Below are 16,448 nucleotides of genomic sequence, written 5' to 3'. Positions count from 1 at the left end.
GGCTGTACTTGAACTTTATTGTTAATCTCTATCGTACAATGAACCCCATTTTGTACCCGGTCCGCCTGCATAGAACTCCGCATACACCTTCTCCGCATACGCATCTGTCATTCCTGCGATATAATCGGACACCATCCGCTCCCACCGCCATTTGCCCTTCTGCCGTTCATAGCTCTCAAGCCAGTCTGGCGGCAGAATAAGACGTCCTGTGTCCGGGTGCTTGAAGCTGTCCCAGAGCCGAGTGATCATAATCTCACTTCGCTTATGCAGCCTTTGTACGCGAAAATCCTTAATCAACGTCACCCATGCCAGCTTCTTCAGGATCTCCATCGTACGCAGCAGCTCCATATCCTGCTCACCGTCGCGGATGAACGTCACGCGCTTCCAGCCTGTCGCAGCATCGTCGATAATGCCCACGCCGCTAACAAATTTGCGCACCCATCGTGCTTTCATTTCCCGCCGAGTGCGCGAAGGCTCTCTGCCGCATTCGACATAGATGGATTCCCATTGCTGTAAATAATGATGAAGCGCCTGCTTCACCATCTGCTTCATATCGACTTGATCCCAACGCATCACTTCGTTGCCAGGGTCGTTCTGAATCTCATGCATGACGTTCGCGACAAGCCGGTCATCCTCGAACAAATTCGTATTCATCTGGATCTTACCGGCGCGAATGCCGTCCTCGATGTCATGCGTAGAGTAGGCGATGTCGTCGCACAGGTCCATCAGCTGCGCTTCTAGCGTTGCGCAGCCTTCCGGCATCCCCCACTTCTGACGCAAGGATTGAATGCCCTCCCACTCCATGCTGTAAACGCCCTTTACCCTGCCTGGGTCTTCGATACAGAACGGATATTTATTAATCGCCAGGAGGACGGCAGCCGTAAGATCAAGGCCGCTATCGCTTCCTGCGCGTTTCTCCAAGAACATAAGAATGCGGTAGTTCTGCGCATTCCCTTCGTATTTCAAGCCGCAATCCGCCTGGAGCAGCTCATTAAGCACTTCTTCCCCTTTATGGCCAAAAGGAGGATGTCCGAGATCATGCGCAAGCGATGCGCATTCGACGACCTCCGGGTCTAGCATTAAGCCTGGATGCTCCTTCTTCGCCAGGAACGCGTAGCTCTTCCCTAGCTTGCGGGCAACCTCTCGTGCGATCTGGGACACTTCGAGCGAATGAGTCAGCCGAGTCCGGTAATAATCACCAGATCCAGCGCCAAAAACTTGCGATTTGCCCTGCAGACGCCGGAAAGCCGGTGACTGGATGAGGCGCGCATAATCCTTCTCATACTCATCCCGATCATCGCTAGAGTGGATATTCTCATAATCAAACAGCCGCATTTTTCGAACATTCATCTGCATCTGTATCCCCTCCGTTTGCTCGGTATTACCCTTATTCTATGGTGAACAGGTGACATTCGCAAATGAAAAAACCTTACGAGCTGACGTATCGGGACATAAGTCCTAACGTGAACAAGTAAGGTTTCAGTCATATAGATGGACTAACCCTCTAGAAGGAGCGCTTCTGGATCTTCGAGCAATGCTTTCACTGTTACGAGGAAGCGCACTGCCTCAGAGCCGTCAACGATACGGTGATCGTAAGAGAGTGCGATGTACATCATCGGACGGTTCTCCATGCGCGTATCGTCGATAGCAACCGGACGCACTTGAATCTTGTGCATACCGAGGATGCCGACTTGCGGCGCATTCAAGATTGGCGTGGACAGAAGGGAACCGAATACGCCACCGTTCGTAATTGTGAATGTTCCGCCTTGCAGATCGTTCAAGCCAAGCGTATTCGAACGCGCTTTGCCAGCTAGATCAGCAATCGACTTCTCGATTTGAGCGAAGCTCAGGCGATCCGCATCGCGCACGACAGGAACAACGAGACCTTCCTTCGCGGACACTGCAATACCGATATCGTAGAACTGCTTCACGACGATTTCTTCGCCTTGAATTTCTGCGTTCAGCAGCGGGAATGCTTTGAGCGCGCCGATAACTGCTTTCGTGAAGAAGGACATGAAGCCAAGACCGATGTCATGCTTCTCTTTGAATGCATCTTTACGGCGTTTTCTTACTTCAAGAATCGCTGTCATGTCAACTTCGTTGAACGTTGTCAGCATCGCAGCTGTTTGTTGTGCTTCTACGAGACGCTTTGCGATAGTCACGCGGCGGCGGGACATTTTGCGGCGTTCTACAGGCTTGCCGAACTCTGTAGCTGCAGCCGGAGCCGGAGCTGGTGCCGCTGGAGCAGCGCTTGGTGCTGCTGCTGGAGCTTTCGCGCCGGAAGCATGAGCTTGGATATCTCCTTGGTTGACGCGACCCATCGGATCAAGCGTTTGTACTTGTGTGAGGTCAATACCGCGCTCTCTAGCGAGCTTGCGCGCTGCCGGCGTAGCTGCAACGTCAACAGCAGGTGTCGAAGCCGCAACTGGTGCCGCAACCGGAGCAACCGGTGCAGCTGGCGCAGGTGCTGCTGCAGGGTCATTGAAAGGCGATATTGGCGCTGCCGCTGCAGGAGCAGGCGCTGCTGCACCTGCTCCGCTGCCGATCATTGCGATCGTCTCGCCTACTGCTACAGTTTCTCCTTCGCCGCGAAGCAGTTGCTCAACCGAACCTGCTTGCTCTGCGCTAATTTCGATGTTGACTTTATCTGTTTCAAGCTCTGCCAATACGTCACCGACATTTACGCTGTCGCCAACTTTGACATGCCACTTCGAGATCGTGCCTTCTACGATAGATTCGCCCATTTCGGGTACTTTTACTTCACTCATGGCTGCTGTTCTCCTGTTCTATGATGTACTAGTTTAACGTGCTACGGTTCAGCGCGACACTAACAATTCGCTGCTGCTCCATGTTATGAACATATTGGAAACCGCTCGCTGGGCTCGACCGTTTCGGACGGCCAATGTAACGGACATTCGTTTGATTCGATACGCGAGCGCGGATACGGGGCTCGACGTAGTTCCAAGCGCCCATGTTTTGCGGCTCTTCTTGGACCCAAAGCACTTCTTTCAAGTTCGGGAAGCGTCTGATGATTTGCTCCACATCAGTTTTCGGGAACGGATAAAGCTGTTCCAGACGAACGATGTGCAGCCAGTTCCATTGATCCGGCGCTTGCCCTGCTTTCAGTTCAAGCCCAGTCTCAAGGTCAATCGAAACTTTACCTGTACAGAAGATCAGGCGCTCAACTTGCTCCGGCTTCGTGCCAAGACCAGGCTGTTCAAGCACGTGCTTGAAGCTGCCGCCGCTAAATTCCGACGGCTCGGAAGCAACAGACGGGTTACGAATCAAGCTCTTAGGCGCCATCACGATGAGCGGACGCGCTTCATCCGTATTGATAATCGCAGCTTGACGGCGCAGCAGGTGGAAATATTGCGCTGCCGAAGACAGATTCACGATTGTTAGGTTATCTTCCGCAGCAAGCTGCAGGAAGCGTTCAAACCGCGCACTGGAGTGCTCTGGACCTTGTCCCTCGTATCCATGCGGCAGAAGCATGATGAGACCGGACTTCTGCGACCATTTTACACGACCTGCTGTAATGAATTGGTCAATAATAACTTGCGCACAGTTGGCAAAGTCACCATACTGTGCCTCCCAAATAACAAGTGTTTCCGGTGAAAACACGTTATATCCATAATCGAAGCCAAGTACGGATGCTTCAGCCAGCGGGCTGTTGTGCACCGCGAACGAAGCGTTCGCTTGAGGCAGCTTGTGCAGTGGCGAAAACGTATTGTTGTTCTCAATGTCATGCAGCACGATGTTACGGAATGCAAACGTCGCACGCTCGGAATCCTGTCCGCTCAGACGGATCGGTGTGCCATCGGACAGAATCGTCGCAAACGCGAGCGTCTCTGCCAGACCCCAATCCACTTTACCGTCTTTCTCAAGTGCAGTCGTACGGCGTTTCAAGATTCGTTCCAGCTTCTCGTTGACTCTGAATCCTTCTGGCCACTTCAAGAGCTCCTCGTTAATCGCGCTCAGCTTACGCATCGGCACGCTTGTCACAATCTCTTTCTTGCGACGCTTGCTTGCTTCATCGACACGCGGCTGCTTGAACGACTTGTCGTTCTGCTTCACTTCATCTAGCGCAGCTTGCAGTCTGGATAGCCCTTCCTGGCGCATTGCTTCGATCTGTTCATCTGTCAGCAAGCCTTTCTCTTTCAGCTTGCCGCCATAGATGCGGGTAACAACCGGATGATTGCGCTGCTTCTGATAAACAAGCGGCTGTGTTGTTTCCGGATCGTCCGTTTCATTATGACCGTGACGACGGTAACCAATCATATCGATCAGGAAGTCCTTGTGGAACTTCAAACGGTACTCACAAGCGATCCGAGCCGCAGCAATACACGCCTCTGGATCATCGGCGCTAACATGGACGATTGGAATTTCGTAGCCTTTCGCAAGGTCGCTCGCGTAATGTGTCGAACGCGAATCGCGGCTCTCTGTAGTGAAGCCCAATCGGTTATTTACGATAATGTGAATCGTTCCGCCGTTCTCGTAGCCCGCGAGCTTCTTGAAGTTGAGCGTTTCCGCAACAATACCTTCACCGGCAAAAGCAGCGTCGCCGTGCATAAGAATCGCAGCAGCGCTGTCAAAGTTCGGCTTCGGATAACCAGGCTCTTTGCGGTTGTCCTGTGCGGCACGAGTATAGCCTTCAACGATTGGATTGACGTATTCCAAGTGACTTGGATTGTTTGCAAGCGAGATCCGTGTCTCAACGGTCTCGTTCTCTTTCACCGAGCGGTGAGCGCCAAGGTGATACTTCACGTCGCCTGTCCAACCGATGTTAATGCCCATTGCGCCTTCGGATGGCAGCAGGTCCTTCTCTTTGTTCTGCGAGTGATGGAACTCGGAGAAAATCGCCTCGTACGACTTGCCAAGAACATGTGTGAGTACGTTCAGGCGGCCGCGGTGCGCCATCCCCATCATAACGTGCTGCGCGCCTTCATGCGCAAGCTCTCTGATGATCTCGTCCAGAATTGGTACAAGCGCATCTGTGCCTTCGATAGAGAACCGTTTCTGACCGACAAATGCACGGTGCAGGAAAGTTTCGAACTGTTCCACTTGGATAAGACGGTCGAGTAGTGCAATGCGCTCTTTCGCGCTCATTGGCTTGCTCGCCATGCCAATCTCAGCTTGACGCTGCAGCCAGAGACGCTCGTCTTGATCGTGAATGTGACCGAACTCGAAGCCGAACGACTTCGTGTACGACTCTTTCAAATGCGCGATCGCTTGCTTTCCGTCACGGATCGACTCAGGCGCTTCTTCCCAAATAAGCGAAGCAGGGATTGCTTCCAGATCGTCTGCGGACAGATTGAATGTAGTTGGCTCAAGCAGTCTTGTATCCGCGGGCGCAACGATTCCAAGCGGATCATTGTCTGCAGCAAGGTGGCCGTACATGCGGATATTCCGCACAAGCTTGCCGGCATCAACGATTTTTTTCAGAAATGATGGGTCCATCGCACGTACATTATTTGAACCGGAAACGCCGATTACAGTAGTCGGTGCTGCCACATTTACCGCTGCGGCTGACGTTGGCGGTCCCCATTTGGCGATGAGATCGCGAAAAGCAGGATCGGCATCTTCAGGGTTACGCAGGTAATTTTCGTACATTTCTTCAATGTACCCCATGTTCGGTCCATAATAGGACTCCCACGGTGACTTCAGGTTATTGTTCGCTGCTGTCATTTTGACCGGTTACCTCCAGCTCATGTTGTGAAAATATCTGTTATCAGACAAATTTAACTTTTAGTATATCCATCCATACATGATAGCAGAAATTAACCAACAGGACCAAATGGATAGGCAAATGTCCATGTAAAGTTCATAAAATACAGCCCTGATCCCCATTTTTAAAGGAATCAAGGCTTCAAAAGCCACAATATTCAGGCAAATCGCGTCCAGGATTTCAATATTCGGGCTAAATCCGCATCATCCGCTATTAGAGCTGAATGAGCGATTGGCTTAAGAGATGAACTTCGTTACTCAGCGCGGGATGGCAACCGAACCAATGAGGTCCAACAAACCAGCTACTTTTGCGGAAACTCAGCCTTTCGTGCCAATGAGGTCCATCTGACCAGCTACTTTTGCGGAATTGCGGCTATTTGAGCTAATGAAGTCCATCTGACCAGCTACTTTCGCGGAAATCCGTCCATTCGAGCTAATGAGGTCCAACAGACCAGCTACTTTTGCGGAATTCCGGCCATTTGAGCTAATGAGGTCCAACAGGCCAGCTACTTTTGCGGAATTCCGACCATTTGAGCTAAAGAAGTCCCATCTGACCAGCTACTTTCTCGGAAATCCGGCCATTCGAGCTAATGAAGTCCATCTGACCAGCTACTTTCGCGGAAATCCGTCCATTCGAGCTAATGAGGTCCAACAGACCAGCTACTTTTGCGGAATTGCGGCCATTTGAGCCAATGACGTCCAACAAACCAGCTACTTTCTCGGAAATCCGGCCATTCGAGCTAATGAGGTCCATCTGACCAGCTACTTTCTCGGAAACTCAGCCTTTCGTGCCAAAGAGGTCCATCTGACCAGCTACTTTTGCGGAATTCCGGCCATTTGAGCTAATGAAGTCCATCTGACCAGCTACTTTCGCGGAAATCCGGCCATTCGAGCTAAAGAAGTCCCATCGGGACCAGCTACTTTCTCGGAAATCCGGCCATTCGAGCTAATGACGTCCAACAGACCGGAATTCCGACCATTCGAGCCATTGACGTCCAAAGCTGTCGATTTCGGCTGGTTCCTCATCTGAGAGTACTGAATCTGTACTCTCAGAGCTTCATTCGGCCGATTATTATGCTGAGAGTTCGTATTATGGACTCTCAGCATCGCCAAGCTGTCGTTTTCGGCTGGTCCCTTATCTGAGAGTGCTGAATCTGCACGCTCAGAGCTCCAATCGGCCGATCAATATGCTGAGAGTTCGTATTATGCACTCTCAGCATCTCCAACCAACCAACGAGTGCATCGCCTCTCTCTATACACTCTCTCAGCGTGACTGTAACTCACACCAACTAAAAAAGGGCGACCACCATGGTCGCCCCCCCAACAAAATATTCAGTTCACCGCAGACTCAAACTCCGCTTCATCCTCTTCATCGTCCACGCTAACATCCTCATGCTTGCGACCGTTAATAAGCAGCGCCGAAATGAGAACAAAAGCAATTAGCGCAAGGAATGGAATCGTCACATAACCGCCGAACCAATCCAGGTAATCCTCGCTGCATGGTACACCGACCGTACATGGAAGCATTTTCGCCAAAGCTGGAATTTGCTGCTCCAAGTAATGATACAGCGAGATCGTTCCGCCGATAATTGAGAGCGGCAGCACGTATTTGATGATTTTGCGATCGTTCCCGTAGCTTGCAATACCAAGAAGAATGACAATCGGGTACATGAAGATCCGTTGATACCAGCACAGATTGCATGGCACGAACTTCATGATTTCGCTGAGATAAAGACTTCCGCCAACGGCGACAATGGAAACAACCCACGCCAAGTAGAGCGCATATCTGCTGAAGAACGCGAATACCCGCGACTCGGACGTCATTTGGTTGTACCTGCCGCAAGTGCGTCGTCAATCGCCTTCTTGATCGAAGGGTAGTCAGAGAACTCGCCTTTAAACTCTTTGCCATTAATGAACAGCGTCGGCGTCGATTGAATCTTCGCCGTTCTCGCTGTCGATGCGTCAGAGTTGACTTCCTTCTCGTATGTCGCTTTCGAGATGTCAGACTGCAGCTTGTCAAAGTCGATCGGCAGCGAATTGTCCTTCGCCAGCTTCACAAGGAAGTCTGGGGTCGCCCAAACGGTATGCTCGTCTTGTTGATTTTTATAAAGGAGATCGTAATATTTCCAGAAAGCTTCATTGTTCTGATGGAATACCGACTGTGCGGCAAGCGCTGCAGTCTGCGAGTCTTCGCCGATGAACGGGAAGTTCATGAAGTAGAACGACACTTTGCCAGTGTCAATGTACTCCTTCTCCAGCTGCGGCTTAATTTGCTGGCTGAAATATTGGCAGGACGGGCATTTGTAATCGCCGAATTCAACGATTTTCACAGGTGCATCCGTTTGACCAAGAACAGGCAGCTTGTCATACTCGAACGTAGTCGGATCTGACTTCGGGGTGAAAATAAGTGCGGCAACAATTCCTAATAACACGATAATTCCAGTCGCCCAGATCAGCTTGCGCATTAGCTTCCGCTGCTTCTCTAGACGCTCCTGCTCAGCTTTACGCTGGCTTTTGTACGCAGATTTGTTCATCGGTTGCGTCATCGTTATTACTCCCATCCTTATCTATTAAGCCTATTCTATCTCATATCTCAAATTGTAGAGTCCGCTTTACTAGATGTCAATTCCGCGCGTTTACAACTGTTGCAGCTCCACGCCTTCCGGCATAATACGTTTCACCTGATCCATGACGCGCTGGTCAGCCAGCTCCTGTCCATAGATTGTAATGATGCCTGAATCATCGCGTCCGCGAATCAACCTTCCTAGACCTTGCTTGAGTCGAAGCAGCATATAAGGCATATCTACAGTCTCAAAAGGTATCTCGGCATCTCTGCGCTTCGCAGCAAATACCGGATCGTTCGGAGGAAACGGCAGCGACCACATGATGACTTGCGACAGCGATGGTCCAGGTATATCCAGTCCTTCCCAGAGAGTGACCGCGCATAGAATGCTCGGCTCGTCATTTTGGAAGGCGGAGATCAGATGGCTAATTTCCGATGTGCCCTCGAATAAGAACCGATACTGGCTGTAGCCCGGAATATGCGCCATATCTGTACGGAACTGCTGCAGCTCTTCTTTCGAAGGGAACAGAATGAGTGCTCGTCCTTCTGACTGCCGTAATCTCTCAAGGGTCAGCTTATGCTTCAGCGCCACATCGTCCGTTAAAGCCACAGACGCCTTCATCTGCTGCTCGTAATCGTACGGTGATGCAACTGTGAAAGAGAGCGCGTCTTGAACGCCAAGACTCTCAGCAATATAGTCGAAAGAACCGCCGACCGACAGCGTTGCAGAGGAAAACACAATCGGCATATTTTTTGAAAATACACGCTCACGCAGTATCTCCTTCACCAGCTTCGGCATAATGACGAGCGTAACGCCCTCATGATCTTCTTCCACCCAGGAGATCAAGCCTTGCGGCTGCTTGAACAGATTCAGGGCAATTTGGAGCATCTCGATATGCTCCTCAACGATGGTGAGCTGATACGGATCAATCGTGAACATGCCGCTCTCAAAGACTAACTCTTCCTCAATCGCGCTGAGCACAGAGCCGAACTTATTTACTTCGCGCAGAAGCTCATCTGACATGATGACCTCTTTGCGATGAGAGGCAACAACCGAGCGGCTGCTCTCAGCAAGCAGCTTGAAAAGAAATTCACTTTGATCAATCGCTTCGTCAATGACGACCGCGAGCTCTTCGCGAATTTCACCTTGCAGAAGTCGGATAATAATCGACTCGAACACATGATGCTTCAGCTTATAGGTGAGCGCCTTCTGAGCTGCAGTCTCGAGTAAATGGCCTTCATCGAACACGACCGAGCTATGCTCCGGCAAGAGAGGCATCTGACCTTCCCGCTTCCGCGCTTCATACGTCCATACATGCTCCATATAGAAATCATGCGAGCAAATGATAATATCCGCCGCTTTACGGTAGTGCTCGCGAGAGAGTGTCTGTCCGCAACGGTGCCGACGGTTGCACACCAGACAGTCCTGGAATACATCCCATGCCGCGCCTGCCCATTGCTCATCAGTCAGATCCGCGTAATCCTTGCGGTTTCCGTACGGGTAGAAAGCTTTCATCGTGCCAGGATTGTTCACGAAATCAGGAAGCGTCTTGTACATCTCATCGTATAGCTCCGTATCCTCGAAGCCTGCGCGGGCTTCATCCAGCTTGTTCAAGCAGATGTACTGATTCATGGATTTCCCAAGTCTTGCGTCAATCGTAAGTCCGAGATGCTGCGCAAGCTTCGCAATGTCTCCCTCAGCCTTCACGAGCTGTTCAATAAGCGATTCATCGGCGCAAGCGATAATCGCTGGTTTACGTGTATATCTGGCATAATTAATGGCATAAAGCAAATAGACGAACGTCTTGCCTGTCCCTACGCCAGCTTCTGCAAAAATCGTCTGTTTCTCGTTATACGCGCGTTCCAGCTGAAACGCCATATAAATTTGTTCATCCCGAAGCTCAAAGCCTGCCTCCGGCAGCCGCTCATAGAAGACATCCGCGATCCAGTCACTAGCTTGCTGGACGAATGGCTGTTTAGGGTCAAATTCAAAAGGATATGGATTCACGAAAATTAGGCCTCCAGTTGCAATGATCAAGCCCTCATCATAGCATATTTATAGCGAAAAAGGCTAATCCCGCGTTGGGTTAGCCTGCATTTTCCTGCATCGATTTCGCACGCTGTATCACTTGCCATAGCATTGGCTTGCTTGGTTATACAACGTCGAAGCCCTGGTCTTCAATCGTTTCTTTTATTTGCGCCATCGTTATCCGGCTCTCTTCGAACTCAACCGTCACGCGACCTGCCGGCAGGTCAACCTTTGCCTTTACGTCTTTCTTCTTCAACGCGCCTTCAATACTGTTCACACAATGCTGGCAGGACATGCCCTTTACTTGAATGGTGCTTGTCATGAGTAACAACTCCTCTTGTAAAATTATCGTTTGAAACGCTGTAGCCGAAGCGAGCTGAGTACGACGGATACGGAGCTTAGCGCCATCGCTGCGCCAGCTACCCATGGCGCCAGCAAGCCCGCTGCCGCAATTGGAATACCAATCGCGTTATAGGCAAGCGCCCAGAATAAATTCTGCTTAATATTGACCATCGTCTTACGGCTGATTGCGATGGCTTCAGAAATACTGCTCAGATCGCCGCGCATCAACGTAATGTCTGCTGCCTCCATCGCCACATCGGTGCCTGTTCCCATCGCCATGCCGACGTCCGCAGTCGCGAGCGCTGGCGCGTCGTTAATGCCGTCGCCAACCATTGCGACTTTCATGCCTTGCTGCTGCAGCGCTTTAACTTGCTCCGCCTTGCCTTCGGGTAACACTTCGGCAAGGACCTGATCAATCCCTGCTTGCTTCGCGATCGCATGAGCGGTTGCCGCATTGTCGCCTGTGATAAGCATGACCTTCAGCCCCAGCTGCTTTAAAGCCGCAACCGCTGCTCGCGAAGTCGGCTTCACCGTATCGGCGACAGCCAAGCTTGCCGCATAGATGCCGTCAACTGCGGCGAGCACGACAGTCTGGCCGATCTCTTCAAGCTGCTCGATCTGAGCGAGCGCCGATGCCGGTACCTCCACTTGATGCAACGCAAGATATCGCCTTGTGCCGATGACGATCATACGCCCATCGACGAGCGCTTCGATTCCGTAGCCGGGTACCGCTCGAAACTGCTCAGCGCTGCCAACCGCCAGCGCGATTCCTTGCTCTGCGAGGCCGCTCACAATCGCGCTGGCGAGGGGATGCTCCGAGCTGCTCTCCGCTGTTCGAATCCAGCTGAGCAGCTGGCGCTCTTCAAATGCCGACTCCACCATGTAACTGGTGAGCGAAGGCTTTCCCTCCGTCACCGTCCCCGTCTTGTCGAGCAGTACCGCATCGATCCGATGGGCACGCTCGAGATGCTCGCCGCCCTTGAACAAAATGCCAAGCTCAGCCGCTCGACCGGAGCCTGCCATGATCGAGGTCGGCGTCGCCAGTCCAAGCGCGCACGGGCAAGCGATGACGAGCACAGCGATGGCCACGCGAAGCGCTGTGCCGAGCTCGCCAGGCTCGATGAAGAACAGCCAGATGAGGAACGTAATAAGCGCGAGGCCGATAACAATCGGAACAAACACGCTAGAGATCACATCTGCTATACGCTGGATCGGCGCTTTGGACCCTTGCGCCTCCACAACGATTCGAATGATTTGCGCGAGTAACGTATCTTTGCCGACTTTCGTGGCACGGATGCGCATAATGCCGGTGCCATTCACTGTTGCACCAATGACCGAATCGCCCTCGACCTTCTGTACCGGTATACTCTCGCCGGTCAACATCGCTTCATCTACGGAAGAGCTGCCATCCATAACGACGCCGTCCACGGCAATCCGCTCACCGGGCTTTACAACGACAAGGTCACCTTGCACGACTGACTCCACGGGAACAACAAGCTCTTCGCCTGCCCGAACGACGGTTGCCGTCTTCGCTTGCAGACCGATCAACGCGCTGATTGCTCGCGAGGATCGGCCCTTCGCCAGCGCCTCGAGCAGCTTGCCGAGCAGCAGGAAGGTAATAAGCAGCGCACTTGTTTCATAGTACAGTTCCAACCTATGCATGCCGCCGCCGATGGATGCTACCGTTTCATAGAGGCTATAGAAGTATGCGGCTGATGTGCCCATCGCGACAAGAACGTCCATATTCGCACTTCGGCCCCGAACAGCTTTATAGGCTCCTATGTAGAACGGTCCACCGATATAGAATTGTATTGGTGTTGCCAGTACGAGCTGGAACCACGGATTCATCAGCCACGTGGGAAGCGCAATGGATGCGGTAAAGGGCAAATGCCCTGCCATCGCTAGCAGCAGCGGCAGCGATAAAAGCGCAGAGATGAAAAGCCGATTGCGCAGCCTGCGGATGTCCGCTTGGCGCATCTCTGCCGGTGACTTCGATTCCCACTTCACCTCTGCGTGGAATCCAAGACCCTCCACCTTCGTAATGACAGCAGCAACCTCAATAACTGCCTGATTATATTCTACGCTTGCCGTTTCCATTGTCAGATTAACCGAAGCGCTCGTAATACCATCCATGCGCGACAGCCCTCGTTCGATTCGCGCTGCACATGAAGCACAGGTCATGCCGCTAATTTGAAGCGTCGTCTTCTGCGTCGTCGCCATGCTCTCAATCCCCTTCACCGTTCGTATACCTCTCAGGGGTATATCTTACATCTACCTTAACATACCCCATGGGGGTATTTCAATAGGCGAAAAAATGATCCTACAAACATGTGCATCTACATGCCATGCTCGCAGGATTTTACTTCATCAGCTTGTTCATCGTAATCAGCAGCTCTTTCACGACATCGTTATCCCCTTGCTGAATACGATCAATCACACAGCTGTTCATATGATGCTCCAGCAGCAGCTTCCCTACGCTGTTCAGCGCAGATTGCGCCGCGGCGATCTGATTAAGGACATCATCGCAGTAAGTATCCTTCTCAATCAGCCCTTTCACCCCGCGTATCTGGCCTTCGATCCGATTAAGCCGCGTAATAAGCTTATTCTTGACCTCGTCCGAATGCGCGCTCTTCCGGTGTCCATCCGCACGCGAGTGCTGATGGCTATCACAAGCTGCTTCCTCCCTATTTTGCATACCGCACACCTCCTTCTGCTTCGAACTATATCATACCACCCAGGGGTATACAACTGAGCAAAAGAAAAGGCATCCCGCAAGCCAACATGTGGCCTGCGAGACACCTCCTCGCGTTGTTATATTAGTATTTGTAAGGACCTGGGCCTGCGACACCAGCGACGTTTCCTGGCATATTACCAGGACCATAGCCGCCGTGACCTCCGCCTACTCCGCCAACGCAGCCACAAATTACGATTACGAGCAGAATGAAAAGTACGAGAATTACACCAGCGCTCGTAAAAGCTCCACCTACATGACCAGACATGAGCATTGCACCTCCTGGGGTATTGAGTACTCTTTAAATTATGTACAGAAGGTGCTGATGGATTGGGTGTTTGACCGGGAGACATTAATTCGGGTACATCCGCCTAAGCCCGCTTAGATTTAGATTTGATATAGAAACACAGCTGCCAGAACGAAGATGCCAAAGGCGAATACATACGGATGAAACAGCACCGACTCCTTCACCTTCGCCGTTGTTTCTTCCCCTGCACCTTGCGACTCCTCGCGAATGAGCTGCTGAAGTACAACATGAATGAACAAATAGATAACGTCAATGAACACGGCCATCATCTCAGGATGGCTGCCAAGCATAACACCAAGCATAGCGCCCATCATGCCGCCCATTATGCCTGCAAGCATACCGTCAAGCGCCGCCATCGCACTGATCGGCTGTCCTGCCATATAACCGCAAACGATGCCGAGCAGCACGGCAAGTACGGTTGGCGAAGTCAGGTCATGCGGATAGAGGATACCCATAATCGTGCCGACGGTGACACTTGCCATCATCGCAATCGTCATCGCAATCATCATGCCCGCCATACAGCTAAGCCTCGCGCTTCGCCGCCGCGTACGAACGATGGAATAACCGGACAAGCCGACAATACCAGCAATGCTGCAGAAATAGAAGTAATCCATCACGCATGCCGCCCCTTTATCCGCCTAACTTTTCACATCATTCCATGATAGTATTCGATCGTGCCTGTCAATATGCGCTCAATGAAGATTTTCTAATCGAATTCTCATACTTCGCTCAGATACCTTGAAATTGCTTAAGAATCCGCTTACCAAGTAAATGATGGGATTTTTTCTTGTGCTATAGTGGCTTTAGGTCATTTTGTCCTACCGAAAACAACTAATGGGGGAACAATTATGAAAAAGACAAACATGAGCAAACTAGCTTTGAGCGTAACACTTAGTTTTTCATTATTAATGGGCGGCACTGTGGCGCTGCAAGCAAAGCCGGCACACGCAACCTCATCTTCTACGGCAGCAGGCATAACCAGCACGGGTAAAAAATACTTGGGAACACCTTATAAATTTGGCGCTTCGACAAGTACTACACGTGTATTCGACTGCTCTTCGTTCACGAAATATGTGTACAAGAAGTACGGCATCAATTTGCCTCGTTCCTCTAAGAGCCAATCAAAGGTTGGTTCATATGTAAGCCGCAGCAACTTGAAGCCTGGCGATCTGGTCTTCTTCTATAAGCCCGTTCACCATGTTGCAATCTATCTCGGTAATGGCAAAATTCTGCACACATATGGCAAGCCGGGCGTTGTGGTCTCGAGCATCAAGTCCGGTTGGTGGAGCCAGCACTATACAACGGCACGCCGCGTCTAATGCAAGAATACAAGAAGGGAAGAAACGCTCTAATGAGGAGCGGTTCTTCCCTTCTTTTTCGCGTTTGCGCGTCCAAGCCATAACCCCGCGCCAGGCACTCGAATGAGAAAGCGCGGCTTCGGCACTCCGAGCAGCTGCGATTCGTAAATACCTGCGTGCCCAGAAAACATATAGCTGATGAGACAAACAACGAACATATAGCCGATCCCTGCGCCGCCGAACAATTCATAGCCAAGCACGATGCAAGCAAGCGGCGTATTGGCTGCCCCAGCAAATACGGCAATCAGTCCAAGTCCAGCGAGGAACGGTACACTGAGATGCAGAACCGGCGCGAGCGCATTACCGAGTGCGGCGCCAATTACGAAGAGCGGCGTCACTTCTCCGCCGAGAAAGCCCGAGCCAAGCGTAATGACCGTAATTACGCTCTTCCAGACGAAATCAACAGAAGGGAGCTGCTCTTGAAACGATTGCACGAGCAAGGGCAAGCTTAACCCGAGATAGGTTCGCGATCCGGCGATGTAGACGAGCGCGATCACTACAGCTCCGCCAATGAAGCTCCTTACATAGACACGCGGAACGATACGGCTGAGGACACCCTTCAACTGCTTGACTCCCGTCACGAACAGCCAGCTCATAAGGCCGAAACAGATCGCAGCTGCAGCCACTTTCACGAGCAGCAGCATCGAGAATGACGGAATGCCGCCCATGCTGTACGATAAATGCTTGATGCCAACTGCGCGCGTTAGCCAATCTCCCACGAATGCCGAGATGACAACAGCGACGATCGCCTTGTATGCCATTCGCCCCCCCAACGTTACCACTTCAAGAGCAAACACAGCGCCAGCGAGCGGAGTTCCGAAGACGGCTCCGAAGCCGCCGCTTAAGCCGCATAATAATAGGATCCGCCGATCCACTGCATCGGCCCGAAAGAAGCGTGCAGCGAGATCCGCGAGACTGCCCCCCATCTGAACAGCCGTCCCTTCACGTCCTGCTGATCCGCCGAACAAATGCGTGACCCACGTGCCCAGCAATATCATAGGCGCCATCCGCAGCGGAACACGTTCTACCCGATCCACTTGCAAAGAACGAATCTGTTCCACAATGAGATTGTTACCGCGCGAAGCTGCTCCGCCCCACCTCATATACCCATAACTGACCATCGCTCCTGCAAGCGGAAGCAGAAACAGCAGCCATGCATGCGCCTCGCGCACATTCGTCACAGCATCAAGCCCAGCTAAGAACAGCGCGGACGCTAAGCCAGAAAATACCCCAACAATTAATCCGTATAGGACCCAATTTATAATCGTACGCATTTGCTTGCCGCCCTCTTACCTTTCTACCCGAAAAAGTTATTCCCATCATAGCTGTTTCAATATGACATCGGCAATAAACTTCTCGTATGGGGTATAAAAGGCATGCCAATACGCCCATCC

Annotated in this window: 14 protein-coding genes; 1 reads left to right on the top strand and 13 read right to left on the bottom strand. The window is 51.7% G+C overall.

All coding sequences use genetic code 11. The features are described 5' to 3' along the window. Nucleotides 1-21: 21 nt before the first annotated feature. The 12 genes from BMY11_RS04990 to BMY11_RS04935 form a co-directional block, all read right to left on the bottom strand. Nucleotides 22-1,350, bottom strand: coding sequence for a deoxyguanosinetriphosphate triphosphohydrolase family protein (locus BMY11_RS04990; RefSeq protein ID WP_090573544.1), 1,329 nt, complete (start codon nucleotides 1,348-1,350; stop codon nucleotides 22-24). A 146-nt stretch (nucleotides 1,351-1,496) separates the two neighbouring features. After that, nucleotides 1,497-2,768, bottom strand: coding sequence for a 2-oxoglutarate dehydrogenase complex dihydrolipoyllysine-residue succinyltransferase (odhB, locus tag BMY11_RS04985; RefSeq protein ID WP_090573327.1), 1,272 nt, complete (start codon nucleotides 2,766-2,768; stop codon nucleotides 1,497-1,499). A 28-nt stretch (nucleotides 2,769-2,796) separates the two neighbouring features. After that, a complete protein-coding gene (locus tag BMY11_RS04980; RefSeq protein ID WP_090573326.1) occupies nucleotides 2,797-5,685 on the bottom strand; it encodes a 2-oxoglutarate dehydrogenase E1 component in 2,889 nt (962 codons plus the stop codon). Between the two features lie 574 nt (nucleotides 5,686-6,259). After that, nucleotides 6,260-6,478, bottom strand: coding sequence for a hypothetical protein (locus tag BMY11_RS04975; RefSeq protein ID WP_090573325.1), 219 nt, complete (start codon nucleotides 6,476-6,478; stop codon nucleotides 6,260-6,262). A gap of 578 nt (nucleotides 6,479-7,056) precedes the next feature. Further along, nucleotides 7,057-7,548 (bottom strand): disulfide oxidoreductase, encoded by a 492-nt coding sequence (locus BMY11_RS04970; protein ID WP_090573324.1) that lies wholly within the window; start codon nucleotides 7,546-7,548, stop codon nucleotides 7,057-7,059. After that, the gene (locus tag BMY11_RS04965; protein ID WP_090573323.1) at nucleotides 7,545-8,270 is read right to left on the bottom strand and encodes a thioredoxin domain-containing protein; all 726 of its coding nucleotides are present in this window, start codon (nucleotides 8,268-8,270) and stop codon (nucleotides 7,545-7,547) included. Before BMY11_RS04965 ends, BMY11_RS04970 begins: the two co-directional genes overlap by 4 nt. A gap of 90 nt (nucleotides 8,271-8,360) precedes the next feature. After that, a complete protein-coding gene (locus tag BMY11_RS04960; RefSeq protein ID WP_090573322.1) occupies nucleotides 8,361-10,295 on the bottom strand; it encodes an ATP-dependent DNA helicase in 1,935 nt (644 codons plus the stop codon). 145 nt (nucleotides 10,296-10,440) lie between these two features. Then, on the bottom strand, nucleotides 10,441-10,638 hold the full coding sequence (locus BMY11_RS04955) for a copper ion binding protein (RefSeq protein ID WP_090573321.1): 198 nt from the start codon (nucleotides 10,636-10,638) through the stop codon (nucleotides 10,441-10,443). A 23-nt stretch (nucleotides 10,639-10,661) separates the two neighbouring features. Continuing rightward, entirely contained in the window at nucleotides 10,662-12,878 is a 2,217-nt protein-coding gene (locus tag BMY11_RS04950; RefSeq protein WP_090573320.1) for a heavy metal translocating P-type ATPase, read from the bottom strand. Nucleotides 12,879-13,017: 139 nt separating this feature from the next. Continuing rightward, a complete protein-coding gene (locus BMY11_RS04945; RefSeq protein ID WP_090573319.1) occupies nucleotides 13,018-13,353 on the bottom strand; it encodes a metal-sensitive transcriptional regulator in 336 nt (111 codons plus the stop codon). Between the two features lie 121 nt (nucleotides 13,354-13,474). Beyond that, nucleotides 13,475-13,657, bottom strand: coding sequence for a hypothetical protein (locus tag BMY11_RS04940; RefSeq protein ID WP_090573318.1), 183 nt, complete (start codon nucleotides 13,655-13,657; stop codon nucleotides 13,475-13,477). 119 nt (nucleotides 13,658-13,776) lie between these two features. After that, nucleotides 13,777-14,310, bottom strand: a complete 534-nt coding sequence (locus BMY11_RS04935) for a hypothetical protein (RefSeq protein ID WP_090573317.1) — start codon at nucleotides 14,308-14,310, stop codon at nucleotides 13,777-13,779. A gap of 234 nt (nucleotides 14,311-14,544) precedes the next feature. Between BMY11_RS04935 and BMY11_RS04930 the strand changes: the two genes are divergently transcribed. Next, nucleotides 14,545-15,015, top strand: coding sequence for a C40 family peptidase (locus tag BMY11_RS04930; protein ID WP_090573316.1), 471 nt, complete (start codon nucleotides 14,545-14,547; stop codon nucleotides 15,013-15,015). A gap of 29 nt (nucleotides 15,016-15,044) precedes the next feature. On the opposite strand, the gene BMY11_RS04925 is transcribed toward BMY11_RS04930, so the two are convergent. Continuing rightward, entirely contained in the window at nucleotides 15,045-16,328 is a 1,284-nt protein-coding gene (locus BMY11_RS04925) for a voltage-gated chloride channel family protein (protein ID WP_090573315.1), read from the bottom strand. Nucleotides 16,329-16,448: the final 120 nt, after the last annotated feature.

It is taken from the genome of Paenibacillus sp. OV219 (genome assembly GCF_900110075.1).
In the GTDB taxonomy this organism is placed as follows: domain Bacteria; phylum Bacillota; class Bacilli; order Paenibacillales; family Paenibacillaceae; genus Paenibacillus_Z.
This window is presented reverse-complemented; position numbering and strand designations above follow the sequence as displayed.